The organism is Nocardioides jiangsuensis, assembly GCF_019679455.1.
Classification (GTDB): domain Bacteria; phylum Actinomycetota; class Actinomycetes; order Propionibacteriales; family Nocardioidaceae; genus Nocardioides_C; species Nocardioides_C jiangsuensis.
The window spans coordinates 1,525,781-1,550,313 of record NZ_JAIEZQ010000002.1; the positions used below are offsets into that span (position 1 = coordinate 1,525,781).

The following is a 24,533-nucleotide window of genomic DNA, read 5'->3' on the forward strand; positions in this document are numbered from 1 at the left end:
AGGAGAGGGACGCGGACACCTCGGACCAGTTCGTCCGACCCGATGCCGAGCGCGGTGTCGACGGTCGCATGGACCCTCATACGTTCACGTACTCCATCGTGGTCCCGGTCTACAACAGCGTGGGGGTCGTCGGCACCACGGTTGACCGGATCGTGGAGACCTTCGAGGCGGCGAACCTCTCCTACGAGCTGGTGCTCGTCAACGACGGCTCCAAGGACGGCAGCTGGGAGGTGATCGCCCAGAAGGCCCGGAACAACCCCCGGGTGGTGGCGCTGAACCTGCTCCAGAACTACGGCCAGCACAACGCGAACCTGGCCGGCCTGCGCGAGTCCACCGGCGACTACGTGATCACCATGGACGACGACGGGCAGAACCCGGCCGACCAGGCGCTGGTGCTCATCGACGAGGCGATGACCGGCAAGGACGTCGTCTTCGGGCGCTTCGAACGCAAGCAGCACGCCGGCTACCGGCAGCTCGGCAGCAAGATGATCGGCATGATCAACCGCCGGGTCTTCGCGCAGCCGCCGGACCTGGTGGTCTCCAACTTCCGGATCCTGCGCCGCGACGTGGTGGACCGGATCTGCGCCTCGCGCACCGCCTACCCGTACATGACCGGCCAGGCGCTGATGTACTCGTCCAACCGGTCCAACGTGCTGGTCCGGCACGAGGCCCGGCAGGTCGGCAAGAGCTCCTACAACATCGCCAAGATCCTCAAGCTGGTGCTGACCATCCTGTTCAGCTACTCGCTGTTCCCGCTCCGGCTGGCCGCGCTGGCCGGGTTCGCGATCGCGGGGGTGAGCTTCCTGCTCGGCGTGGCCTACTTCATCCGCGCGCTGTTCGTGGACAGCCCGGTCGAGGGGTGGACCACGATCGTGGTCCTGCTCTCGATCTTCAACGGCGTGACCATCGCGCTGCTGTCGATGCTCGGGGAGTACGTCGTCCGCACGCTCAACGCGGTCAGCGCCCACGACACCTACCACGTGCTCGACCGGGTGAAGGTGTGACCCAGCCCCGACAGCACTTCCTGGTGATCGGTGGCCAGCGGTGCGGTACGACGTACCTGCACACGATGCTCGACGCCCACCCCGACATCACCATGGCGCGGCCGGCGCGCCCCGAGCCCAAGGTGTTCCTCGACGCCGGGAAGTCCGCCCGCGGTCTCGGCTGGTACCGCGAGACCTACTTCGCCCACGCGGCGGGGGAGGCCCGTTGGGGCGAGAAGAGCACCAGCTACATCGAGAGCGCCGCGGCCGCCTCCCGGGCCGCCGAGGTGCTCGGGGACGCCGACATCCTCGTGCTCCTGCGCGACCCGGTGGTCCGGGCGGTGTCCAACTGGCGGTTCAGCACCGACAACGGGTTCGAGACGCGCCCGCTGGCCGAGGCGTTCGAGGCGAACCTGGCCGACTCCCCGGCCTGGGACGCGGGCCGGACCTCGGTCTCGCCGTTCGCCTACCTCGAGCGCGGCCGGTTCGCGCTGTACCTCCAGCCGTGGCGCGAGGCATTCCCCGACCGGGTCCAGGTGCACTTCCTCCAGGAGCTGCTGGAGGACGACGCCGCGCTCACCCGGGTGTACGCCGGCCTCGACGTGGACCCGGCCTTCCGGCCCGAGGGGGTCGGGAAGCCGGTCAACCAGAGCGCCGAGCCCGCACCGGACCTCGACCCCGGCCTGGTGGCCCGCCTGCGCGACTACTACGCAGGGAGCGACCGCGCCCTGGCCGCGCTGGTGGGTCGTGACCTGCCCTGGCCCACCACCGCGTAAAGTCGACCCGCCACCCGCCTGCACGTCCCAGGAGTTCCCACGATGAGTGACCAGCCGGTCATCCCGTTCAACCACGCCGCGATCGAGGGCAATGAGCTCGAGTACATGGCCGAGTCGCTGAGGAGCGGCCACACGTCCTCGGGCGGCAGCTTCTCCAAGCGAGCCGGGGCGGTCCTGCAGGAGGCCACCGGCGCCGAGGAGGTCATGCTCACCACCTCGTGCACCGCCGCGCTGGAGCTCACCGCGCTGATGCTCGACCTGAAGCCCGGCGACAGCGTCGTGGTGCCGTCGTTCACCTTCACCACCACCGCCCTCGCGTTCGCCCGGCAGGGGGCCCGGCTGCTGTTCTGCGACATCGAGCCGCGGACGCTCGGTCTCGACCCCGAGCACCTCGCGGACCTCCTCGACGACAGCGTGCGGGCCGTCGTACCCGTCCACTACGCCGGGGTGGCCTGTGACATGGAGGGCATCCAGCGGGTGCTCGCCGACCGTCCCGACGTGGCCGTCATCGAGGACAACGCCCACGGCCTGTTCGGCTCCTACCAGGGCAAGCCGCTGGGCAGCCTCGGCCGGTTCGCGACGCAGAGCTTCCACGAGACCAAGAACCTCGTCTGCGGCGAGGGTGGCGCGCTCCTGCTCAACGACCCCCGCGACGTCGACCGGGCCCGGGTCCTGTACGACAAGGGCACCAACCGTCGCGCGTTCGTGATGGGCCAGGTGGACAAGTACTCGTGGAAGGACACCGGCTCGTCCTTCGGCCTCTCGGACACGCTGGCCGCCTACCTGCTCGCCCAGCTCGAGCAGCGCGACTCCATCCAGGGGCGCCGCCGCGCGCTCTGGGAGAAGTACGCGCAGGCGCTGGCGCCGCACGCGGAGCGGCTCGGCTACACGCTCGCCGTCGTGCCCGCGGACCGCGAGCAGACCTACCACATGTTCTACCTGCTGATGTCGGACAACCGGGTCCGCAACGGGGTGCTGACCGGGATGCGGGAGGAGAACGTCCAGCCGACGTTCCACTACGTGCCTCTGCACAGCTCGGAGGCGGGGCGCATGTTCTCGGCGCGGCCGACCGAGTGCCCGGTGACCGACGACATCAGCGGGCGGCTGATCCGGCTGCCGTTCTACAACACGATCACGCCGGACGACTCCGACCGCGTCGTGGAGACCTTCCTGCGCACCACCGGGGCGCTCGTCGGCTGACGCCGGGCCCGGCGACGCCTGCGTCCCGGGCGGTCACCGGCGGGTCACCGGGACGAGGGACGGCGTCCGGGGTGGAGCGTAGGCTGCCGTCATGCCGACCACAGCCACGGGGTCCGCGTCACTGGACCAGCCCGACTACTGGTGGTACCGCGCGCGCTCGGAGCTGCTCCGGACCGTGCTGGAGGAGCACATGGGCGCCCCGACGCGGGCCCTCGACGTGGGCAGCGCCGACGGGCCCTCGGTGGGGTGGATGCACGGCGGCCACCCCCGGTTCACCCTCGACATCGACCCCCGGGGCCTCGAGCGCGGCCGGGGTGTCTGCGGCTCCGCGTCGGCGCTGCCGTTCAAGGACGGCGCCTTCGACCTGGTGGGTGCCTTCGACGTGGTCGAGCACTGCCCGTCGGAGGTCGAGGTGATGGGTGAGCTGGCGCGGGTCCTGGCGCCGGGCGGGCACCTGCTGCTCTCGGTCCCCGCCTACCAGTGGGCGTGGTCGGACCACGACGTGCGCGCCGGGCACTTCCGTCGCTACACGCTGCGCCGCCTGGAGCGTGCGGTGGACGCCGCCGGCCTGCGGGTGGACCGGTCGACGTACGCCTTCATGGGCGTCTTCCCGCTGTTCGCGGCGGACCGGATCCGGCGGAGGCTGCGCCCGCCGGGGGAGCCGCGCGCGCAGAAGCTCGACGAGGTCGGAACCGCCACCGAGCGGATGCTCCTCGGGTTGTCACGGGTCGACGCCAGGCTGCTCCGACGGCACGACCTGCCGTTCGGCTCCTCGGTGTTCCTGGCCGCGCACAAGCCCGGGACCCGACACGGCGGACCGGCCTAGACGAACACCACGGCCCGGTCGGACTCGCCGGTGCCGTCCACGACCGCGTCGGCCCGGGCCCGGGTGCGCTCGCGGGCGAACAGTGCGTCCTCGTCCTCCATCCAGCGCAGCCACTGCGGCAGCACGGCCTCGCCGTCCCGGCCGACGCCGCGGGCGACCCGGAGCTCCCGGGGCGCCTCCACCCACACGAGCGAGGTGATCGCGTCGTCGTACGACGAGTCCGCCGATCCGACGCCCTCGACGACCAGCAGGTCCACCGGCTCCACCGGGCACCACTCGGCGAACGCACCGCGGTACCAGTCGTAACGGTGGTAGCCGCCGGCGCGGCCCTCGCGCAGCGGCGTGACCAGGTCGCGGCGGACCCGGGCGCCGACCTCGGCGAGACCACCCCAGCCCTCGTACATGTCGTCCATGTGCAGCAGGCGCACGGTGCCCACCTCCTGCCCGGCCCGCCGTAGGGCGTGTCCCAGGGTGGTCTTGCCCGACCCGGCCCGGCCGTCCACGCAGATCATCCGCCCGGCGCCCAGGGTCGGCGCCTGGCCCAGTGCGCTCCAGACCAGCAGCTCGGCGATGTCGTCGACCCGGCGCTCCCACGCGTCCGGCGCCGTGCGGCTCACCACGCCTGCCCCAGGCCGCGGTACGTCGGCGCCCGGTCGACGACCTCGTCGCCGGCGAGCAGCAGGACGGCGTCGGTGTGCTCGGCGAGCTCCCCGGACTTCGCGTGCCGGAACCAGACCCGGTCGCCGATGCCGAGCGACGCCGCGGCGGGGCCGACGAGCGGGGTCTGGACCTCGCCGGCGCCCTCGAGCCCGGTCAGGTGCAGGCCGGGCGGGGCCCAGGGGAGCGGCAGCCGGTCCTTGCCCGCGGCGCCGGAGGCGACCAGCCCGCCGCCGGCGACGGTGACGGTGTCCGGGGCCGGGCGGCGCACCACGGGAAGGCCGAAGAAGGCGGCCGGACTCGGCGTGGAGCCGCGGTAGTGGTCGAACAGGTGCGGGCCGAGCAGGCCCGAGCCGGCGGTCACCTCGGTCACGACCGGGTCGGCCGACGAGGTCTCCAGGCTCCCGGTGCCGCCGGCGTTCCAGAACCGGAGGTCCGCGACCTCGCGCAGCGCAGCGGCGAGGTCACGCCGCCGCACGGCGAGCTGGTGCACGGACGCGGACTTGACCCGTCGTACCGCCAGGGACCGGGCCCGGTGGCCGGGGGCGTGGTCGGGGACACCCGCGACCTGCCCCTCGTAGGTCATCGCGCCGACCAGGACGAAACCGGGACGTGTCGCGACCTGGCGGGCGAGGTCGGCGACCTGGGCAACGTCGTGCAGCGGGGACCGCTTGGGCCCGACGTGCGCGCGGCCGATCCACAGGCCGGCGTCGATGTCGACGGCGACCCGGACGTCGGGGCCGCCGCGGCGGCGTACGGCGTCCACGAGGTCGAGCTGGACGGGGTCGTCGACCATCAGCGTGACCGCACCGGCGGCCCGTTCGTCGGCGGTGAGCCGCGCCAGCGCCGCCCGGTCCACGGTCGGGTAGCCCAGCACCAGGTCGTCGCTGACCCCCTGCTCGCACAGCCAGAGCGCCTCGCGCAGCGTGTAGGCCAGCACCCCGTGGAAGCCGGGCCGGGACAGGGCACGGCGGAGCAGGGCGGGCACGCGGAGGGACTTCGACGCGACCCGGACCGGCTTGCCGCCCGCACGGCGGACCAGGTCGGCGGCGTTGGCGTCGAAGGCGTCGAGGTCGACCACGACGGTCGGGGACGCGGGCTCCTCGGGCAGTCCCGCCACCGCACGGTCCAGGCGGGCGGCGAGGCGGTAGCGGGCGACCTCGCCGTCGGCGGCGCTCACGTGATGCCGTGCTTCCGCAGGATCGCCTCGATGTCGTCCAGGTCGTCGTCGGCGGGGTCACCGGCCGGGCGCGGGGCCTGGGCCGGTGGGGCGCCGGTGCCCGTGGCGAGCCCCTTCCTGTCAACGCGGGCGGTGCCGGCCGGTGCGGCGCCGACCCCGCGGCGACGCATCAGCGACGACGCGACGAAGAGCGCCGCGGAGCCGCCGGCCAGGACCACGCCGAGCCACACGACCGGGCTGAACACGAACTGCACCGCCCACGTGGAGACCGCGGAGCCGACGTCGACGAGCAGGTCCAGGGTTCCGGTCAGGTAGGCGGCGCCGGGAACGAGGGACCAGGCCAGTCCGCGCACGCCGGACGCCGCACCCCGGGAGTGCCACAGCAGTCCGCTGACCACCAGACCGAGCACGGTCAGCACCGCCACGTTCAGCAGCAGCCAGGTGTTGTCGTCGATGGAGCCCACGGGGCCAGCCTACGGGGCACGGCGGCGCTCCGGCAGGCCGAGCGGCGGGCTGCCCGACGTGCCCGCGTCGGGGCAGCGGACGGCTGCGATGATGGGCCGATGCGCACGATCCCCGACCCCGGCTTCGCCGGCGATGACGGTGCCCCCGACCCGGAGGTGCAGGCCGCCCTGGCCGCCTACGGCCGGGACCCCGACGCCGGCCACCCCCGCGCCCTCGCCGCGCTCCAGCACGCCCGGCTGCTCGTGCCGGTGATGGCGGTGCTGGGGGAGGTCGAGCACGACGAGCAGGGCCTGGCGCACGACAAGACCTCCGACATGGCGACCGTGCTCCTGCGCGGGCGGGACGGCCGGATGGCGCTGCTGGCGTTCACGAGCAGTGCTGCGCTGCAGGCCTGGAACCCCGAGGCCCGGCCGGTGCCGGTCACCGCGGCCCAGGCGGCGCAGGCGGCGGTCCACGACGAGGCGGCCGCGATGGTCGTCGACGTCGCCGGACCGGTGCTGTTCGTGGTGGAGGGCGCCGACCTGCGCTCGCTGGCCGAGGGCTACACGCTGGTCGACCTCAACGGCGAGTACGCCTGGGCCAAGGCGGGCGAGTGAGCCTCAGGAGCGGGACGGGCGCGCGTAGACCGGTCCGGTGAGCTTCTCGCCCGGCCCCTCGCCCGGGGCGTCCTCGACCTCGGAGGCCTCCCGGAACGCGAGCTGGAGGGTGCGCAGCCCGTCGCGCAGCGGCGCCGCGTGGTGGTGGCCCATCCGCGGCGCGGCGGCGGTGACCAGGCCGGCCAGCGCCTCGATCAGGGTGCGCGCCTCGTCGAGGTCCACGTGGTCGGGGAGGTCCTCCGCGAGGCCCAGGTTCACCGCGGCAGAGCTCATCAGGTGCAGCGCGGCGGTCGAGACCATCTCGATGGCCGGCACCTCCGCGATGTCACGCGACGTGGGCTCGGGTGCGGGGGACGCGGCGTCAGTCATGGGTCAAGCCTCGCACGCGCGTGACGATGTGCGACGAGGGGTGGTCTCTTGCTACCATCGGTTCGACCGATCTCGTCGATCGGCCGTCTGTGTGTCCCGGCGGAATACTCCGGTGCTCGCAGATGGTTGAACCGGTGAGATCAGACAAGCGGAGTCCAATCTCCCACCCGCACCGACCACGAGGTCGTCGGGTCCGGTCGCGAGGGCCTCAGGCTGCTCCCGTCGTACGACGGGTCCGCCAGGAGTCCACGCCAGGCGCCGAGCGCCGCAGCGGGTGATGCCCGAGGTGGTCGACGTGCCGAGACTGGCTTCCGCTGTCGTGACGCGGAGGCCTTTTTTGTTTGTCCGGCCGAGGTGGCACAGGTCGACCACTGAAGACCCACCCCAGGAGGACCCATCAGCACAGAGCTGCGTATCAACGACCGGATTCGGGTGCCCGAAGTCCGTCTCGTTGGACCCAACGGCGAGACAGTCGGCATCGTCCGCATCGACGACGCCCTGAGGCTCGCGCAGGAGGCGGACCTCGACCTGGTCGAGGTGGCGCCCACCGCACGCCCGCCTGTCTGCAAGCTCATGGACTACGGCAAGTTCAAGTACGAGAACGCCCAGAAGGCTCGTGAGGCGCGCCGGAACCAGACGAACGTCGTCATCAAGGAGATGAAGCTTCGTCCCAAGATCGACGCGCACGACTACGAGACCAAGAAGGGTCACGTCGTGCGGTTCCTCCGCCAGGGCGACAAGGTCAAGATCACGATCATGTTCCGTGGTCGTGAGCAGCACCGCCCCGAGCTCGGCTTCCGGCTCCTGCAGCGTCTCGCAGAGGACGTCACGGACCTCGGTTTCGTCGAGTCGGCGCCGAAGCAGGATGGTCGCAACATGATCATGGTGCTCGGCCCGCACAAGAAGAAGGCCGAGGCCAAGGCCGAGGTGAAGGCGGAGAAGGCAGAGAAGGCCGCCGAGCGGGCAGCGGAGCGGGAGGCGGAGCACGCGGAGCGGTCCGCGGGCGCGACCGCCGAGCAGCCCGAGAAGAAGGAACGCCGTCGGTCGGAGAGTCTCGACCCCGACATGTGACAACAGGGCCCGGTCGCCACGGCCGGGCCTGCCGATGAAGAAGAAGGACAACGAATGCCGAAGATGAAGTCGCACTCCGGTGCGAGCAAGCGCTTCAAGGTCACCGGCTCCGGCAAGCTGCGCCGCCAGAAGGCTGGTCGTCGCCACCTGCTCGAGCACAAGTCTTCGACCCTCACGCGGCGTCTCGCCGGCACCGAGGCCGTCTCGAAGGCCGACACCAAGAAGGTCAAGAAGCTGCTCGGCAAGTGACCTCAGGTCGCCTCGCAGTTCCCCCGATTTTGTAAGCATCAAGGAGTAAGAAGTGGCACGCGTCAAGCGGGCAGTCAACGCCCAGAAGAAGCGCCGGGTAACTCTCGAGCGCGCCTCCGGATACCGCGGTCAGCGGTCGCGCCTCTACCGCAAGGCGAAGGAGCAGGTCACCCACTCGCTGGTCTACAGCTACCGTGACCGCCGCGCCAAGAAGGGCGAGTTCCGCAAGCTCTGGATCCAGCGGATCAACGCCGCTGCCCGTGCGAACGGCATGACCTACAACCGGTTCATCCAGGGTCTCAAGGCCGCCGGTGTCGAGGTGGACCGCAAGATCCTCGCCGACATGGCCGTCAACGACGCCGCCACGTTCACCTCGCTGGTGGAGCTGGCGAAGGCCAACATGCCGGCCGACGTCAACGCGGAGAAGGACGCCGAGAAGGCGTCCGCCTGACCGTCGCCCGGTCACCTCGAAGTACGTCGATGGCGAGCCTCCCTGCTGACGCCCCTGTGCTCTCTGCGAAGAGCGGGCGCGTGAAGACAGCACGGAGGCTCGCCCGACGTGTCTCCAGGGTCGAGCAGCGGCTGTTCCTGGCCGAAGGGCCGCAGGCGGTCCGCGAGGCGCTCGACCTGCCCGGCTGCGTGGCCGAGGTGTTCGCGGTCCGGGAGGCGGGGGAGCACCACCCCGAGCTGTTCTCCGCCGCCGTGGCGGCGGAGATCCCGTGGCACCTGGTCGACGACGCGGGGCTGGCCTCGCTGGCCGAGACCGTCCACCCCCAGGGCGTCGTGGCCGTCTGCCGCTTCCTCGACCGGCCGCTCGACGACGTGGCCCGCGAGGACGCACGCCTGGTCGCGGTCTGCGCCGACGTACGCGACCCCGGCAACGCGGGCACCGTGATCCGCTGCTCCGACGCCGCCGGGGCCGGCGCCGTCGTGCTCACGGGCAGCTCGGTGGACCCGTACAACGGCAAGGCCGTGCGGGCCAGCGTCGGCAGCCTGTTCCACGTCGCGCTGGCGATCGAGCCGGACACCCCGGCCGCGCTGGCCGCCCTGCGTGCCCGCGGGCTGCAGGTGCTGGCCGCAGACGGCGCCGGCGAGCTGGACCTCGACGAGGCCCTCGACACCGGGCTGCTGGCGGCGCCGACCGCGTGGTTGTTCGGCAACGAGGCGTGGGGCCTGCCCGACGAGATCGCCGCCCTGGCCGACCACCGGGTCCGGATCCCGATCCACGGCCGCGCCGAGAGCCTGAACCTGGCCACCGCCGCGGCGGTCTGCCTCTACTCCTCGGCCCGCGCCCAGCGCTGACCGCCGCAGCCCGCCGTTCGGCGTCCCCCTCCCGGGGCGCGCGGACCACCGGGGCGGGGCCACATCGAAGAGAGCGGCGCCCCGCGTCGCGCAGGCACCGCAAAAACGACTAACCTGAGCGGGTGCCGCAACCCACCGACCTTCCGGAGCCGTTGCTCCTCGACGCGCTGCCGGACGGTGTCGTGATCGCGGACGAGTCCGGGGCCGTCACCCACATCAACGCGGCGGCACGGTCGATGCTGCGGACGGCGGACGGGGTCGGCAAGCACCTCTCCGACGTCGTGGCCCTGCAGGACCAGGGCGGCAACGACTGGTTCTCCTGCACCAACGTGTACGACGGGCCGCGGCTGCGCACCCGACTCACGGAGCAGTCCTGGTTCCTCGCCGACGGCACGGAGCTCCTGGTCACCGCGCGGATCCTGCGCGACGTCCCGCACGGGCCCGCCGTGGGCGCGGTCATCTGCCTGCGCACCTCACGGGCCCGGGAGCGTCTGGACCGTGAGCGCTCCGACCTGGTCGCCACCGTGGCGCACGAGCTCCGCTCGCCGCTGACCGGCGTCAAGGGCTTCGTGGCGACGCTGCTGTCGAAGTGGAACAAGCTCAACGACGACCAGAAGAAGCTCATGCTGACCACGGTCAACTCCGACGCGGACCGGCTGACCCGGCTCATCGCGGAGCTGCTCGACGTTGCCCGGATCGACACCGGCCGGCTCTCGCTCTACCCGCGCCCGATGGACTTCGCGTCCGCCGTGGAGAGGGTCCTGGCCTCCGTCCGCGCGGGCACCGGCCGGGAGCTGGTGCTCGACGCCGACGCCGACCTGCCCCAGGTCACCGCCGACCCGGACAAGTTCGTCCAGGTAGTGACGAACCTGGTGGAGAACGCCGTACGCCACGGCGAGGGGCTGGTGCACCTGACCGCCACCCGCCTGAACGGCGACTCGGCCTTCACCGGGGTTCGCCTCGACGTGGACGACGAGGGCGAGGGGATCAGCCCGGAGATCCGCAACCGGGTGTTCACGAAGTTCTGGAAGCACGGCACCCGCGGCGGCTCCGGTCTGGGCATGTACATCGTGCACGGCCTCGTCACCGCGCACGGCGGTACGGTCGAGATCGGCGACGCGCCGAGCGGGGGAGCCCGGATCACCGTGCGCTGGCCGGAGCGGGACCCTCGGCTCGACTGAGAACGGCACGGCGCCCGTCCCGGTCGCCCGGACCCACCCGCCGCGACGCGGAGTGAAACCGGTTCGCCGCGCGCTCGCAGCACTTCCTAGACTTCACCTGTAGCCACTCCCGTTGAAAGGCAGTCATGTCGGGACCCAACACCGATTACGATCCCGTCGAGGTCACGCCGCTGCGTGCGGACGAGGTCGAGGCGATGCGCGAGGCCGCGCTGACGGCCGTCGCCGGCGCGACGACCCTCGAGCAGCTCAAGCAGGTGCGCCTCGAGCACGCCGGGGAGCGCTCGCCGCTGGCCCTGGCCAACCGGGAGATCGGTGCCCTGCCGCCGCAGGCCCGCAAGGAGGCCGGCATGCGCGTCGGCCAGGCCCGCGGCGCGGTCAACCAGGCGATCGCGGCCCGGCAGAGCGTGCTCGAGGCCGAGCACGAGGCCCGGATGCTCGTCGAGGAGGCCGTCGACGTCACCCTGCCCTGGGACCGTGAGCCGCAGGGCGCGCGGCACCCGCTCACCACGATCCAGGAGCTGGTCTCCGACGTGTTCGTGGCGATGGGCTGGGAGGTCGCCGAGGGGCCCGAGGTCGAGGCCGAGTGGCTGAACTTCGACGCGCTCAACCTCGGCGCCGACCACCCCGCGCGCACCATGCAGGACACCTTCTGGCTCGAGCCCGCGGACGGCGGACTGGTGCTGCGCACGCACACCTCGCCGGTCCAGGCCCGCACCATGCTGACCCGCACGCCGCCGATCTACGTGATCTGCCCCGGCCGGGTCTACCGGACCGACGAGCTCGACGCCACGCACACCCCGGTCTTCCACCAGGTCGAGGGGCTCGTGGTCGACCGGGGCATCTCGATGGCGCACCTGAAGGGCACGCTGGACCACTTCGCCGAGGCGATGTTCGGCGAGGGCATCACGACCCGCTTCCGCCCGTCGTACTTCCCCTTCACCGAGCCGAGCGCCGAGGTCGACCTGGTCTGCTTCGTGTGCCGCGGCCAGGCGCCGGCGGTCGAGGAGTGCCGCACCTGCAAGGGCGAGGGCTGGATCGAGTGGGGCGGCTGCGGCGTGGTGAACCCGCGCGTGCTGACCGCCTGCGGCATCGACGCCGAGACCTACTCGGGCTTCGCCTTCGGCATGGGCCTCGAGCGGACGCTCATGTTCCGCCACGGCATCAAGGACATGCGCGACATCGTCGAGGGCGACGTCCGCTTCACCCTGCCCTTCGGAACGGAGATCTGATGCGGGCCCCGCTCTCGTGGCTGCGTGAGTACGTCGACCTGCCGGACGACGTCACGCCCACCGACCTCGCCCATCGGCTGACCGCCCTCGGGCTCAAGCTCGAGGCGCTCGAGGCCCCCGGCGCCGACATCGCCGGCCCGCTCGTGGTGGGCCGGGTGCTCTCCTACGACGACGAGCCGCAGAAGAACGGCAAGGTCATCCGCTGGTGCCGGGTCGACGTCGGCCCCGAGCACAACGACGAGGACGGCGGCCGCGGGATCGTCTGCGGCGCGCACAACTTCGCGGTCGGCGACCTGGTCGTGGTGGTGCTCCCCGGCGCCGTGCTGCCCGGCCCGTTCCCGATCGCGGCCCGCAAGACCTACGGCCACGTGTCCGACGGGATGATCTGCTCCACCAAGGAGCTCGGGCTCGGTGAGGGCCACGACGGGATCCTGGTCCTCGACCCGCGTCTCGACGGCGACGCCAAGCCCGGCGACGACGCGATCGAGCTGCTCGACCTGCGCGACGACGTGATCGAGTTCGAGATCAACCCCGACCGCGCCTACGCGCTGTCCCTGCGCGGGATCGCCCGCGAGGCGGCCCTGGCCTACGACGTGCCCTTCCGCGACCCGGCCCGGCGCGACGTGCCGACGCCGAACGACCTCGGCTACCCGGTGCGCGTCGAGGCCGAGGACGGCTGCCCGGTCTTCGTCACCCGCACGGTGACCGGCTTCGACCCGTCCGCGCCGACGCCGCGGTGGCTGGCCCGCCGGGTGCAGCTGGCCGGCATGCGCCCGATCTCGCTGGCCGTCGACGTCACCAACTACGTGATGCTCGAGCTCGGCCAGCCGATCCACGGCTACGACGGGGACCGGCTCACCGGCCCGATCGTCGTACGCCGCGCCGTGGAGGGCGAGAAGCTCACCACCCTCGACGACGTCACCCGGACGCTGAGCGCCGAGGACCTGCTCATCACCGACGACACCGGGCCGATCGGGCTCGCCGGCGTGATGGGCGGCCGGACCACCGAGCTCTCGGACAGCACCAGCCACGTCGTGATCGAGGCCGCGCACTTCACCCCGGTGTCGATCTTCCGCACCGCCCGCCGGCACAAGCTGCCCTCCGAGGCCTCCAAGCGCTTCGAGCGGGGCGTGGACCCGCTGTTGCCGTCTTACGCCGCGGACCGGGTCGCCGAGCTGCTCGTCCGGTACGGCGGCGGCACGGTCGAGGACGGCGTCACCTACGTCGGACAGCCCCCGGCGGGGCGCACGGTCAGCGCGGGCGTGGACCTGCCGGCCCGCGTGACCGGCATGGACATCGACGCGGAGTCGGTGGTGGCCCACCTGCGCGCGGTCGGCTGCGCGGTGACCGTGGACGGCGACACGCTGACCGCGGTGCCGCCGACCTGGCGCCCCGACCTCAACGACCCGTACGACCTCGTCGAGGAGGTCGCCCGCGTCGTCGGGTACGACGGCGTGCCGTCCGTCCTGCCCACCGCGCCGGCGGGCCGCGGGCTGACCACGGCACAGCGGCTGCGCCGCCGGGTCGGGCTGAGCCTGGCGGGCGCCGGGTACGTCGAGGTGCTCACCTACCCGTTCGTGGGGGAGTCCGACTGGGACGCCCTCGGTCTCGGCGCGGACGACGACCGGCGGCGCACCGTCCGGGTGGCCAACCCGCTGTCGGAGGAGCAGCCGGTGCTGCGCACCACGCTGGTGCCCGGCCTGCTGCGCACCCTCGCCCGCAACGCGGGCCGCGGGCAGTCCGACGTCGCGCTGTTCGAGACCGCGCCGGTCTACCTGCCCGGCGCGGAGCAGAGGTCCGCCGCGATCCTGGGCGTCGACCGCCGTCCCTCCGAGGACGAGTGGGCCGAGCTCCAGGCCGCCATCCCCGACCAGCCGCTGCACCTCGCCGTCGCCCTCGCCGGCGTCCGCGAGAACGCGGGCTGGTGGGGCAAGGGCCGCCCGGCGACGTGGAGCGACGCCGTCGAGGCGGTCCGCCGGGTCGCCCGAGCGGTCGGCGTGGAGGTCGAGGTGCGCGCCGCGACATACGCACCCTGGCACCCGGGCCGCTGCGCGGAGGTGCTCGTCGACGGCGAGGTCGTCGGCCACGCCGGCGAGCTGCACCCGACGGTGTGCAAGGCGTACGGCGTCCCGCCCCGGACCGCCTTCGCCGAGGTCGACCTCGACGCGGTCCTCGCCCGCGCCGTGCCGATCGTCCCGGCCCCGGAGTTCTCCACCTACCCGGTCGCCAAGGAGGACGTCGCCCTCGTGGTCGACGCCGACGTTTCGGCGGCCGCGGTCGCGGGCACTCTCCGCGAAGGCGCAGGGGAGCTCCTGGAGTCGATCCGGCTCTTCGACCTCTACACCGGCGAGCAGATCGGCGCGGGGAAGAAGTCCCTCGCGTTCGCCCTCCGCTTCCGGGCCGGTGACCGGACGCTCACCGAGGCCGAGACCGGCGCCGCGCGCGACGCGGCCGTCGCCCTGGCCGCCGAGCGGCACGGAGCAGTCCAGCGCACCTGACCCCAGATAGCATGACCATACATGTGCATGTATAGTCATGCGCATGCCATCAGGGTCCCAGGTCAAGATCGCGGTCGCCGGCGCCAGTGGGTACGCCGGCGGCGAGGTGCTACGGCTGCTGCTCGCGCACCCCTCTGTCGAGATCGGCGCGCTCACCGGCGGCTCCAACGCCGGTGAGCCGCTGTCCCGCCTCCAGCCGCACCTCGTGCCGCTGGCCGACCGCGTGCTGGAGGAGACCACGGTCGAGGTGCTCTCCGGGCACGACGTGGTCTTCCTGGCGCTCCCGCACGGGCAGTCCGGCGAGATCGCCAAGGCGCTGCCCGACGACTGCGTGGTCATCGACTGCGGTGCGGACTTCCGGCTCACCGACTCCGAGGAGTGGGAGCGCTTCTACGGAGGCACCCACGCCGGGTCCTGGCCCTACGGCCTGCCCGAGCTCGGCGGCCAGCGCGACGAGCTGCGCGGCGCCACCCGGATCGCGGTCCCCGGCTGTTACCCGACGGTGTCGAGCCTGGCGCTCGCGCCCGCCGTCGCAGCCGGCATCGTGGACCCCTCCGGCGTCGTCGTGGTGGCCGCGTCGGGCACCTCGGGCGCCGGCAAGGCGCCCAAGCCGAACCTGCTCGGCTCCGAGGTGATGGGCTCGGCCGGCGCGTACGGCGTCGGCGGCACGCACCGGCATACCCCGGAGATCACCCAGAACCTCTCCACGCTGACCGACGAACCGGTCCGGGTCTCGTTCACCCCGGTGCTCGTGCCGATGCCGCGCGGCATCCTGGCCACCTGCTCCGCCCCGGCCCGTGACGGGCTGACCGCCGAGCGCGCCTACGAGGTGTACACCGAGGCGTTCGGGCCCGAGCCCTTCATCCACCTGCTGCCGCGCGACCAGTGGCCGCAGACCAAGTCCGTGGTGGGCTCCAACGCCGTACACGTGCAGGTCACCCTCGACGAGGACGCCGGGCGGCTGGTCGCCGTCGCCGCCGTGGACAACCTGGCCAAGGGAACCGCCGGCGCGGCGGTGCAGTGCATGAACCTCGCGCTCGGGCTCCCCGAGACCACCGGTCTCAGCACCGTCGGGCTGGCGCCGTGAGCCACACCCTCGTCCGGCACGACGAGGACCTGGTCGTCGTCCGCCTCGGCCCCGGCGCCGAGGTCCCGGCCTGGGCGTCGTCCGGCTCGCTCTTCTCGGTGACCGCGACGGCGGACGAGACCTCGCTGGTCTGCGGCCGGGCCGGTGTGCCCCGCAAGGCCCGGCAGGAGGGACCGTTCACAGCCTTCGCCGTCGAGGGCCCGCTCGACTTCAGCCTGACCGGCGTGCTCAGCACCCTGCTGGCGCCGCTGGCGGCGAGCGAGATCCCGGTCTTCACGATCTCCACCTTCGACACCGACTGGATCCTCGTGCCCGCCGCGCGGGCCGAGGACGCCTCGCAGGAGTGGCGACGAGCCGGCCACGCGGTCCGCGCCGTGCACGAGCCCACCGACACGTCCTCAGGAGAAGGAACCCCATGAGCATCACCGCCCCCAAGGGCTTCCGCGCCTCCGGCGTGGCGGCCGGCCTGAAGTCCACCGGCGCCAAGGACATGGCGCTCGTGGTCAACGACGGCCCCGAGCACGCCTCGGCCACCGTGTTCACCGCCAACCGCTGCAAGGCCAACCCGATCCTGTGGAGCCAGGAGGTCGTCAAGGACGGGATCGTCCGCGCGGTCGTCCTGAACTCCGGCGGCGCGAACTGCTACACCGGCGCCGAGGGCTTCCAGACCACGCACGCGGTCGCCGAGCGCACCGCGGCCGGCCTCGGCATCGGCGCGATCGACGTGGTGGTGTGCTCCACCGGGCTGATCGGGCTCAAGAACGACCGTGACGACCTGCTCGCCGGGGTCGACGGCTGCGCCGCTGCGCTGGCGGAGGACGGGGGACAGGCCGCCGCCGAGGCGATCATGACCACCGACTCGGTCAGCAAGCAGGTCGTGGTCGAAGGCAGCGGCTGGAGCATCGGTGGGATGGCCAAGGGCGCCGGCATGCTCGCCCCGCAGCTGGCCACCATGCTCGTGGTGCTCACCACCGACGCCAAGGTCACCCCGGCCGAGGCCGACCGGGCGCTGCGCGCGGCGACCCGGGTCAGCTTCGACCGGCTCGACTCCGACGGCTGCATGTCCACCAACGACACGGTCACGCTGCTGGCCAGCGGCGCCTCCGGGATCACCCCTTCGGAGGCGGACTTCACCGAGGCGCTGACCCGGGCCTGCACCGACCTCGCCATGCAGCTCCTCGCCGACGCCGAGGGCGCCGACCACGAGATCGCGATCACCGTGCTCAACGCCGCGTCCGAGGACGAGGCCGTCGAGGTCGGGCGCTCGGTGGCCCGGAGCAACCTGTTCAAGGCCGCGGTCTTCGGCAAGGACCCGAACTGGGGCCGCGTCCTCGCCTCGATCGGCACCACATCGGCGGCGTTCGACCCGGCCGACCTGGACGTGGCGATGAACGGGGTGTGGGTCTGCCGCGCCTCCGAGCCCGCCGAGTCCCCGGAGCTGGTCGACCTGTCCCCGCGCGAGGTGTCGGTGACCATCGACCTCAAGGCCGGCCAGGAACGCGCCACGGTGTGGACCAACGACCTGACCCACGCGTACGTCCACGAGAACTCCGCCTACTCGAGCTGAGGCACCCGATGACCATCAACGAGTCCACCGCCGCCGCGCTCGCCGCGGGCAAGAGCCCCGATGAGTGGAAGGAGGCGACCCAGAAGGCCGCCACCCTGGCCGAGGCGCTGCCGTGGCTGAAGGAGTACCACGGCAAGACGATCGTGGTGAAATACGGCGGCAACGCGATGACCGACGACAACCTCAAGCGCGCCTTCGCCGAGGACATCGTCTTCCTGCGCTACGCCGGGTTCCGCCCGGTCGTCGTGCACGGCGGCGGCCCGCAGATCTCCAAGATGCTGGACCGGCTCAACATCGAGTCGGAGTTCCGCGGGGGGCTGCGGGTGACCACGCCGGAGGCGATGGACGTCGTACGGATGGTGCTCGTCGGCCAGGTGAGCCGCGAGCTCGTCGGCCTCCTCAACCAGCACGGCCCGCTCGCGGTCGGCCTCTCGGGTGAGGACGCCGGGCTGTTCACCGCGCGCCCGACCAACACCGTCGTCGACGGCGAGGAGATCGACCTCGGCCTCGTCGGCGAGGTGGACAAGGTGCGCCCCGAGGCGGTGCGCGACCTCGTCGACGCCGGCCGGATCCCGGTGATCTCCTCGGTCGCCCCGGACGAGAACGGGGTGGTGCACAACGTCAACGCCGACACCGCTGCGGCGGCCCTCGCGGTCGCCCTCGGCGCCGAGAAGCTGCTGGTGCTCACCGACGTCGAGGGGCTCTACCGCGACTGGCCCGACAGCGACGACGTGATCGGCCAGATCAGCCCGGAGTCGCTCGCCGAGCTGATGCCGACGCTGGCCAGCGGGATGGTGCCGAAGATGCAGGCCTGCCTGACCGCGGTCGACGGCGGGGTGCCGCGGGCCACCGTGGTGGACGGGCGGGAGCCGCACGCGGTGCTGCTGGAGATCTTCACCGACGAGGGCGTCGGCACCCAGGTGCTGCCCGGCGTCGAGACCAAGGTGCGCTCCGCGCTCCGGAAGGGGGAGTGACATGAACGACCACACCACGCGGTCCACCGGCTCGAGCGACTCCGTCAAGGAGCGCTACGGGCACGCCTTGATGAACACCTTCGGCCCGCCGAAGCTCGTCCTCACCAAGGGCGAGGGCCCCTACGTCTGGGACGCCGACGGCAACCGCTACCTCGACCTGCTCGGCGGGATCGCGGTCAACGCGCTCGGCCACGGCCACCCGGCCCTGGTCTCGGCGGTCAGTGAGCAGCTGTCCACGCTCGGCCACGTGTCGAACTTCTTCGCCACCGAGCCGCAGGTCGGCCTCGCCGAGCGGCTGCTCGCGCTGCTCGGCGTCGAGGGCCGGGTGTTCTTCGCCAACTCCGGCGCCGAGGCCAACGAGGCGGCGTTCAAGCTGACCCGGCGCACCGGCCGCACCCACGTGGTCTCCACCGAGGGCAGCTTCCACGGCCGCACGATGGGCTCCCTGGCGCTGACCTCCAAGGCGCAGTACCGCGAGCCCTTCGAGCCGCTGCCCGGCGGCGTCACCTTCGTGCCGTACGGCGACGCGGACGCCCTCGCCGCCGCCGTCACCGACGAGACCGCCGCCGTCGTCCTGGAGCCGATCCAGGGGGAGGCCGGCGTGGTTCTCCCGCCCGAGGGCTACCTGCAGGCGGCCCGGGAGATCACCACCGCGCACGGCGCACTGCTCTGGTTCGACGAGGTGCAGACCGGCATGGGCCGCACCGGCGCCTGGTTCGCGCACAGCAGCAGCGGGGTCACCCCCGACCTGGTCACCCTCGCCAAGGGACTCGCCGGCGGCATCCCCATCGGCGCCTGCGTCGCGGTGGGGGAGCACGGCGCGATGCTCCAGCCGGGCAACCACGGCACCACCTTCGGCGGGAACCCGGTGGCCGCGGCCGCCGCGCTCGCGGTGATCGACACCATCGAGAAGGAGGGCCTGCTCGCCAACGCCACCGAGGTCGGCGCGGTGCTCCAGGACGGCCTGGCCGACCCCCGGGTGACCGAGATCCGCGGGGAGGGGCTGCTGATCGGGCTCGACCTCACCGAGCCCGTGGCCGGCAAGGCCACCGCCGCGGCCCTGGCCAAGGGCTTCATCATCAACGACTGCGCCCCGGACCGGATCCGGCTCGCGCCGCCGCTGGTGCTGACCGCCGAGCAGGCCGGGGAGTTCCTCGCCGCCTGGCCGGCGATCCTCGACGACGCCTACGCGGCGGACCCGGGGACGGCGCCATGACCCGGCATTTCCTGCGTGACGACGACCTCAGCCCCGCCGAGCAGGCCGAGATCCTCGCCCTGGCCAAACGGCTGAAGCACAACCGGTTCGCCGAGCGTCCCCTCGAGGGCCCGAGGACCGTGACGATCCTGTTCGACAAGCCGACCCTGCGCACGCAGGCGTCGTTCACCTCGGGCATCGCCGAGCTCGGCGGCTTCCCGATGGTCGTCGACGCCAAGCTCGCCCAGGTCGGCCGGCGCGAGTCGGTCGCGGACACCGCCCGCGTGCTCGGCCGGCAGAGCGCCGCGATCGTCTGGCGCACCTACGACCAGTCACGGATCGAGGAGATGGCGGCGTACGCCGGTGTGCCCGTGGTCAACGCGCTCACCGACCAGTTCCACCCCTGCCAGCTGCTCGCCGACCTGCAGACCGTCGAGGAGCGCCGCGGCGCGCTCGCGGGGCAGACCCTGACCTTCCTCGGCGACGCGGCCTCCAACATGGGCCACTCCTACCTGCTCGCCTGCACCACCGCAGGCATGCACGTCCGGGTCTGCGGGCCCGCGGGCTACGAGCCCGACGCGGACGTCCTCGCGGCCGCGAGCAAGATCGCCGCGACCACGGGCGGCTCGGCGTCGTACGTCGCCGACCCGGTCGAGGCGGTCCGCGGGGCCGGCGTGGTCGCCACCGACACCTGGGTGTCCATGGGCAAGGAGGGCGAGGCCGAGCAGCGGACCGAGCCGTTCCGCCCCTACGCGCTCACCGCCGAGCTGCTCGCGCAGGCCGAGGACGACGCCGTCGTGCTGCACTGCCTCCCGGCCTACCGCGGCAAGGAGATCGCGGCCGAGGTCATCGACGGGCCGCAGAGCGTGGTGTGGGACGAGGCCGAGAACCGGCTGCACGCGCAGAAGGCGCTGCTGGTCTGGCTGCTGGGCCACCAGGAGGTCCCGCGATGACCCAGGGCAACCAGATCCCGATGACCAAGGGCGCGCGCCAGCAGCGGATCGTCGACCTGCTCGGCCGGTACCCGGTCCGCTCGCAGACCGAGCTGGCCGAGCTGCTCGCGCAGTCGGGGGTCTCCGTCACCCAGGCGACCCTCTCCCGCGACCTCGTCGAGCTCGACGCGGTGAAGGTGCGCATCCCGTCCGGGGCGCTGGTGTACGCCGTGCCCGCCGAGGGCGGGGACCGCACCCCACGACCCGGGGGCGAGAGCGTCGCCGCGGAGGCCCGCCTGGCCCGCCTGCTCGGCGAGCTGATGGTCTCCGCGGACGCCTCGGCCAACATGGCGCTGCTGCGCACCCCGCCGGGGGCCGCGCAGTTCCTCGCCTCCGCGTTCGACCGGGCCGAGATCGGCAGCATCCTCGGCACCATCGCCGGCGACGACACCGTGCTGGTGATCAGCCGCGAACCGGACGGGGGAGCGGCCCTCGCGGAGCGGCTCGTCGCCCTCGCCAACCACCAGAAGACCACTGTCCCTGACCACGCAGAACCTGAGAAGAAGCACGAGGAACCATCATGAGCACCGACCGCGTCGTACTCGCCTACTCCGGAGGACTCGACACCTCCGTGGCCATCGGCTGGCTCGCCGACCAGACGGGCGCCGAGATCGTCGCCGTCGCCCTGGACCTGGGCCAGGGCGGTGAGGACATGGAGGTGGTCCGCGAGCGTGCCCTCGCCTGCGGGGCCGTGGAGTCCATCGTCATCGACGGCAAGGACGAGTTCGCGGAGGAGTACTGCCTCCCCGCCGTCCAGGCCAACGCCCTGTACATGGACCGCTACCCGCTGGTCTCCGCCCTGTCCCGCCCGCTGATCGTCAAGCACCTGGTGAAGGCCGCCAAGGAGCACGGCGCCAACGTCGTCAGCCACGGCTGCACCGGCAAGGGCAACGACCAGGTGCGCTTCGAGGTGGGGATCGGGGCCCTGGCCGCGGACCTGCGCGTCATCGCCCCGGTGCGTGACTACGCCTGGACCCGCGAGAAGGCGATCGTGTACGCCGAGGAGCACAGCCTCCCGATCGACGTGACCAAGAAGTCGCCGTACTCCATCGACCAGAACGTCTGGGGCCGCGCGGTCGAGACCGGCTTCCTCGAGGACATCTGGAACGGCCCGATCGAGGACCTCTACTCCTACACCGACGACCCCGCCACCCCGCGCGAGGCCGACGAGATCGTGATCGGCTTCGACAAGGGCGTGCCGGTGAGCATCGACGGCAAACCCGTCAGCGTGCTCGAGGCGATCCAGCAGCTCAACGTGCGCGCCGGCGCGCAGGGCATCGGCCGGCTCGACATGGTCGAGGACCGCCTGGTCGGCATCAAGAGCCGCGAGGTCTACGAGGCGCCCGGCGCGATCGCGCTGATCACCGCGCACATGGAGCTCGAGAACGTCACCGTCGAGCGCGACCTGGCCCGCTTCAAGCGGTCGGTCGACCAGCGCTGGGGCGAGCTGGCGTACGACGGCCTCTGGTTCTCCCCGCTGAAGCGCTCGCTCGACGCCTTCATCGCCGAGGCGCAGGAGCACGTGACGGGCGAGGTGCGGATGACCCTGCACGGAGGCAAGGCCACCGTGACCGGTCGTCGCAGCGACAAGAGCCTCTACGACTTCAACCTCGCCACCTACGACGAGGGCGACGTCTTCGACCAGTCCCTGGCCAAGGGCTTCGTCGAGCTGTGGGGCCTGCCGTCGAAGATCGCGGCAAAGCGGGACCAGGCCTCGGGCTCCTGACCCGGGGGCGGCGGCTGCGCCGGCACCCGGGTGGCCGGGGCGGCGGCTGCGCCGGCACCCGGGGTCGGCTGGGGCGGCGGCTGCGCCGGCACCCGGCGGGAGCTGGGCAGATTCTCGCGCTCGCAGGCTCGCGCTGCGATTGCCCTTGATGCTCTCCGCCGGGCGCCGTCTCCGTCGCCGCTCTCCGTCGGGCCCGTTCTCGCAGGCGCTGCTGTGCCTCGAGGCGGCTCATCCATCAACGACCTGATACGAAGGACGACGTGACCGGATCTGTGAACGACTCGACTGCTGGTGCTGCGTCCCACGGGACCAACACGGGTGCCCTGTGGGGCGGCCGTTTCGCGGGCGGGCCGAGCCCGGCGCTGGCGGCGCTGTCGAAGTCGACGCACTTCGACTGGCGGCTGGCGCCGTACGACCTGGCCGGGTCGACGGCGCACGCGCGCGTGCTGCACGGGGCGGGGCTGCTCACCGACGGCGACCTGGACCGGCTACTGGCCGGGATCGAGTCGCTCGCGGCGAAGGTCGCCTCCGGCGAGGTTGTGGCCGCGGAGTCCGACGAGGACGTCCACGGGGCGCTCGAACGGCTGCTGATCGAGGAGGTCGGCCCGGAGGTCGGTGGCAGGCTGCGCGCCGGTCGCTCCCGCAACGACCAGATCGCCACGCTGTTCAAGGTGTTCCTGCGCGACCACGCGCGGGTGGTCGCGGGCCAGGTCCTCGACCTCGTCGACGCGCTCGCCGACCAGGCCCGGAAGCACCTGGGCGACCCGATGCCCGGGCGCACCCACCTCCAGCACGCGCAGCCGGTCCTCCTGTCCCACCACCTGCTCGCGCACGCCTGGCCGCTGCTCCGCGACGTGTCCCGCCTCCGGGACTGGGACGCGCGCGTCGCCGTGGACTCGCCGTACGGCGCCGGAGCCCTGGCCGGGTCCTCGCTCGGGCTCGACCCCGAGCAGGTGGCACGCGAGCTCGGCTTCGACGGCTCGAGCCCCAACTCCATCGACGGAACCGCGGCACGTGACTTCGTCGCGGAGCTCGCGTTCGTGCTGGCGATGGTCGGCGTGGACGTGTCCCGGCAGGCCGAGGAGGTCATCCTCTGGGCCACGAAGGAGTTCGGCTTCGTCGAGCTCGACGACGCGTACTCGACCGGGTCGAGCATCATGCCGCAGAAGAAGAACCCCGACATCGCCGAGCTGGCCCGCGGGAAGGCCGGCCGGGTCATCGGCAACCTCGCCGGGCTGCTCGCCACGCTCAAGGCGCTGCCGCTGGCCTACAACCGGGACCTCCAGGAGGACAAGGAGCCGGTCTTCGACTCCGTCGACACCCTCGAGGTGCTGCTGCCGGCGTTCACCGGGATGGTCGCCACGCTGCGCTTCCAGACCGAGCGGATGGCGAGCCTGGCGCCGCAGGGGTTCTCGCTGGCCACCGACATCGCCGAGTGGCTGGTGCGTGAGGGCGTGCCCTTCCGCGAGGCGCACGAGGTCGCCGGCGCGTGCGTACGCCGTTGCGAGCAGCTCGGTGTCGAGCTCGACGAGCTGACCGACGCGCAGTTCGCGGAGGTCTCATCGCACCTGACCCCCGGGGTCCGCTCGGTGCTGACCGTGGAGGGCTCGATCGCCTCGCGGTCCGGCCGCGGCGGAACCGCTCCGGACCGGGTCACCGAGCAGCTGGCCGAGGTCCGCCAGGCCATCGCCGAGCACCGTGCCTGGCTGGGCTGACCTGCTCCGGAGGCCCGCCCGCGAGGTCGCGCCGGACCTCCTCGGCTGGACCCTGAGCCACACCACCGACGAGGGCACGGTGAGCGTCGTGCTCACCGAGGTCGAGGCGTACATGGGGGAGGACGACCCGGCGAGCCACGCCTCCCGGGGACCGACCCCGCGGAACCTCGTGATGTTCGGCCGGGCCGGGCACCTCTACACCTACCTGTCGTACGGGATGCACTGGTGCTGCAACGTCGTCACCGGCGAGGACGGGCACGCGTCCGCCGTACTCCTCCGGGCGGGGCGGGTGGTCGAGGGCGCCGACCTCGCGCGGCAGCGCCGGGGAGAGCGGACCACGGACCGCTCGCTCGCCCGCGGACCGGGATGCCTCGGGCAGGCGCTCGGCCTGCACCGTGAGCACAACGGCGCGGACCTGGTCGCCGGCGGGACCCTGCGGCTCCGGCCGGGTGACCGGGTCGACCCGTCGCGGATCGCGTCCGGGCACCGGGTCGGGGTCAGCGTCGCGCACGACGTGCCCTGGAGGTTCTGGGTCGAGGGCGACCCGACCGTGAGCGCGTACAAGCGAAGCCCGCGGGCGCAGTAGGCCGGCCGCACGAAGGAGCCGCCCGCCCGGCGGCAGGTCGGCGGTCCACGTCGAGCAGGCGGTCCCACACGGGCCGTTCGCCTCTGGCCCTGCTCGACGCGCGGGGGTG

The 24,533-nt window shown here is 72.6% G+C and carries 26 protein-coding genes; 22 read left to right on the forward strand and 4 right to left on the reverse strand.

Going from position 1 to position 24,533, the window contains the following annotated elements:
* Positions 1 to 68: 68 nt before the first annotated feature.
* The 4 genes from K1X13_RS15690 (at position 69) to K1X13_RS15705 (ending at position 3,785) form a co-directional block, all read left to right on the forward strand.
* The gene (locus K1X13_RS15690; protein WP_221025936.1) at positions 69 to 1,004 is read left to right on the forward strand and encodes a glycosyltransferase family 2 protein; all 936 of its coding nucleotides are present in this window, start codon (positions 69 to 71) and stop codon (positions 1,002 to 1,004) included.
* A complete protein-coding gene (locus K1X13_RS15695; RefSeq protein WP_221025937.1) occupies positions 1,001 to 1,759 on the forward strand; it encodes a sulfotransferase family protein in 759 nt (252 codons plus the stop codon). The genes K1X13_RS15690 and K1X13_RS15695 overlap by 4 nt, the downstream gene beginning before the upstream one ends.
* Before the next feature lie 42 nt (positions 1,760 to 1,801).
* Positions 1,802 to 2,959, forward strand: a complete 1,158-nt coding sequence (gene rffA / locus K1X13_RS15700) for a dTDP-4-amino-4,6-dideoxygalactose transaminase (RefSeq protein WP_221025938.1) — start codon at positions 1,802 to 1,804, stop codon at positions 2,957 to 2,959.
* Between the two features lie 91 nt (positions 2,960 to 3,050).
* The gene (locus tag K1X13_RS15705) at positions 3,051 to 3,785 is read left to right on the forward strand and encodes a class I SAM-dependent methyltransferase (RefSeq protein ID WP_221025939.1); all 735 of its coding nucleotides are present in this window, start codon (positions 3,051 to 3,053) and stop codon (positions 3,783 to 3,785) included.
* Here the strand turns inward: K1X13_RS15705 and K1X13_RS15710 are convergent.
* The 3 genes from K1X13_RS15710 to K1X13_RS15720 are packed head-to-tail and all read right to left on the reverse strand — an operon-like array spanning position 3,782 to position 6,086.
* Complete coding sequence (locus tag K1X13_RS15710; RefSeq protein ID WP_221025940.1) at positions 3,782 to 4,402, reverse strand: nucleoside/nucleotide kinase family protein; 621 nt, start codon at positions 4,400 to 4,402, stop codon at positions 3,782 to 3,784. The two genes, K1X13_RS15705 and K1X13_RS15710, sit on opposite strands and share 4 nt — an antisense overlap.
* Positions 4,399 to 5,622, reverse strand: coding sequence for an amino acid deaminase/aldolase (locus tag K1X13_RS15715; protein WP_221025941.1), 1,224 nt, complete (start codon positions 5,620 to 5,622; stop codon positions 4,399 to 4,401). The genes K1X13_RS15710 and K1X13_RS15715 overlap by 4 nt, the downstream gene beginning before the upstream one ends.
* Positions 5,619 to 6,086, reverse strand: coding sequence for a hypothetical protein (locus tag K1X13_RS15720; protein ID WP_221025942.1), 468 nt, complete (start codon positions 6,084 to 6,086; stop codon positions 5,619 to 5,621). The genes K1X13_RS15715 and K1X13_RS15720 overlap by 4 nt, the downstream gene beginning before the upstream one ends.
* 99 nt (positions 6,087 to 6,185) lie before the next feature.
* Here K1X13_RS15720 and K1X13_RS15725 point away from each other — a divergent pair, with 99 nt between their 5' ends.
* Positions 6,186 to 6,683: an SseB family protein gene (locus K1X13_RS15725; RefSeq protein ID WP_221025943.1), complete on the forward strand. Its 498-nt coding sequence runs from the start codon at positions 6,186 to 6,188 to the stop codon at positions 6,681 to 6,683.
* 3 nt (positions 6,684 to 6,686) lie between these two features.
* On the opposite strand, the gene K1X13_RS15730 is transcribed toward K1X13_RS15725, so the two are convergent.
* On the reverse strand, positions 6,687 to 7,052 hold the full coding sequence (locus K1X13_RS15730; protein WP_221025944.1) for a DUF1844 domain-containing protein: 366 nt from the start codon (positions 7,050 to 7,052) through the stop codon (positions 6,687 to 6,689).
* Positions 7,053 to 7,448: 396 nt separating this feature from the next.
* Between K1X13_RS15730 and infC the strand changes: the two genes are divergently transcribed.
* From infC to K1X13_RS15815, 17 genes are all read left to right on the forward strand, one after another.
* A complete protein-coding gene (gene infC / locus K1X13_RS15735) occupies positions 7,449 to 8,123 on the forward strand; it encodes a translation initiation factor IF-3 (RefSeq protein WP_221026116.1) in 675 nt (224 codons plus the stop codon).
* A gap of 54 nt (positions 8,124 to 8,177) precedes the next feature.
* Positions 8,178 to 8,372: a 50S ribosomal protein L35 gene (gene rpmI / locus K1X13_RS15740; protein ID WP_221025945.1), complete on the forward strand. Its 195-nt coding sequence runs from the start codon at positions 8,178 to 8,180 to the stop codon at positions 8,370 to 8,372.
* A 52-nt stretch (positions 8,373 to 8,424) separates the two neighbouring features.
* Positions 8,425 to 8,823, forward strand: coding sequence for a 50S ribosomal protein L20 (gene rplT / locus K1X13_RS15745; protein WP_221025946.1), 399 nt, complete (start codon positions 8,425 to 8,427; stop codon positions 8,821 to 8,823).
* Positions 8,824 to 8,903: 80 nt separating this feature from the next.
* Positions 8,904 to 9,674: a TrmH family RNA methyltransferase gene (locus tag K1X13_RS15750; protein WP_308249583.1), complete on the forward strand. Its 771-nt coding sequence runs from the start codon at positions 8,904 to 8,906 to the stop codon at positions 9,672 to 9,674.
* A gap of 122 nt (positions 9,675 to 9,796) precedes the next feature.
* Positions 9,797 to 10,855 (forward strand): sensor histidine kinase, encoded by a 1,059-nt coding sequence (locus K1X13_RS15755; protein WP_308249584.1) that lies wholly within the window; start codon positions 9,797 to 9,799, stop codon positions 10,853 to 10,855.
* Positions 10,856 to 10,980: 125 nt separating this feature from the next.
* On the forward strand, positions 10,981 to 12,084 hold the full coding sequence (gene pheS / locus K1X13_RS15760; RefSeq protein WP_221025948.1) for a phenylalanine--tRNA ligase subunit alpha: 1,104 nt from the start codon (positions 10,981 to 10,983) through the stop codon (positions 12,082 to 12,084).
* The gene (gene pheT, locus K1X13_RS15765; protein WP_221025949.1) at positions 12,084 to 14,582 is read left to right on the forward strand and encodes a phenylalanine--tRNA ligase subunit beta; all 2,499 of its coding nucleotides are present in this window, start codon (positions 12,084 to 12,086) and stop codon (positions 14,580 to 14,582) included. Before pheS ends, pheT begins: the two co-directional genes overlap by 1 nt.
* Before the next feature lie 43 nt (positions 14,583 to 14,625).
* Positions 14,626 to 15,669 (forward strand): N-acetyl-gamma-glutamyl-phosphate reductase, encoded by a 1,044-nt coding sequence (gene argC, locus K1X13_RS15770; RefSeq protein WP_372450702.1) that lies wholly within the window; start codon positions 14,626 to 14,628, stop codon positions 15,667 to 15,669.
* On the forward strand, positions 15,666 to 16,088 hold the full coding sequence (locus K1X13_RS15775) for an ACT domain-containing protein (RefSeq protein ID WP_221025951.1): 423 nt from the start codon (positions 15,666 to 15,668) through the stop codon (positions 16,086 to 16,088). Before argC ends, K1X13_RS15775 begins: the two co-directional genes overlap by 4 nt.
* Positions 16,085 to 17,236, forward strand: a complete 1,152-nt coding sequence (argJ, locus tag K1X13_RS15780) for a bifunctional glutamate N-acetyltransferase/amino-acid acetyltransferase ArgJ (protein ID WP_221025952.1) — start codon at positions 16,085 to 16,087, stop codon at positions 17,234 to 17,236. Before K1X13_RS15775 ends, argJ begins: the two co-directional genes overlap by 4 nt.
* Before the next feature lie 8 nt (positions 17,237 to 17,244).
* On the forward strand, positions 17,245 to 18,210 hold the full coding sequence (gene argB, locus K1X13_RS15785) for an acetylglutamate kinase (RefSeq protein WP_221025953.1): 966 nt from the start codon (positions 17,245 to 17,247) through the stop codon (positions 18,208 to 18,210).
* 1 nt (position 18,211) lies between these two features.
* Positions 18,212 to 19,426 carry an acetylornithine transaminase gene (locus K1X13_RS15790; RefSeq protein ID WP_221025954.1) on the forward strand — a complete coding sequence of 405 codons (1,215 nt, stop codon included), beginning with the start codon at positions 18,212 to 18,214 and terminating at the stop codon, positions 19,424 to 19,426.
* Complete coding sequence (argF, locus tag K1X13_RS15795) at positions 19,423 to 20,358, forward strand: ornithine carbamoyltransferase (RefSeq protein ID WP_221025955.1); 936 nt, start codon at positions 19,423 to 19,425, stop codon at positions 20,356 to 20,358. The genes K1X13_RS15790 and argF overlap by 4 nt, the downstream gene beginning before the upstream one ends.
* Positions 20,355 to 20,921: an arginine repressor gene (locus tag K1X13_RS15800; RefSeq protein WP_221025956.1), complete on the forward strand. Its 567-nt coding sequence runs from the start codon at positions 20,355 to 20,357 to the stop codon at positions 20,919 to 20,921. The genes argF and K1X13_RS15800 overlap by 4 nt, the downstream gene beginning before the upstream one ends.
* Positions 20,918 to 22,123: an argininosuccinate synthase gene (locus K1X13_RS15805; protein WP_221025957.1), complete on the forward strand. Its 1,206-nt coding sequence runs from the start codon at positions 20,918 to 20,920 to the stop codon at positions 22,121 to 22,123. Before K1X13_RS15800 ends, K1X13_RS15805 begins: the two co-directional genes overlap by 4 nt.
* 260 nt (positions 22,124 to 22,383) lie before the next feature.
* Entirely contained in the window at positions 22,384 to 23,838 is a 1,455-nt protein-coding gene (argH, locus tag K1X13_RS15810) for an argininosuccinate lyase (RefSeq protein ID WP_308249585.1), read from the forward strand.
* On the forward strand, positions 23,822 to 24,424 hold the full coding sequence (locus K1X13_RS15815; RefSeq protein WP_308249586.1) for a DNA-3-methyladenine glycosylase: 603 nt from the start codon (positions 23,822 to 23,824) through the stop codon (positions 24,422 to 24,424). The genes argH and K1X13_RS15815 overlap by 17 nt, the downstream gene beginning before the upstream one ends.
* Positions 24,425 to 24,533: the final 109 nt, after the last annotated feature.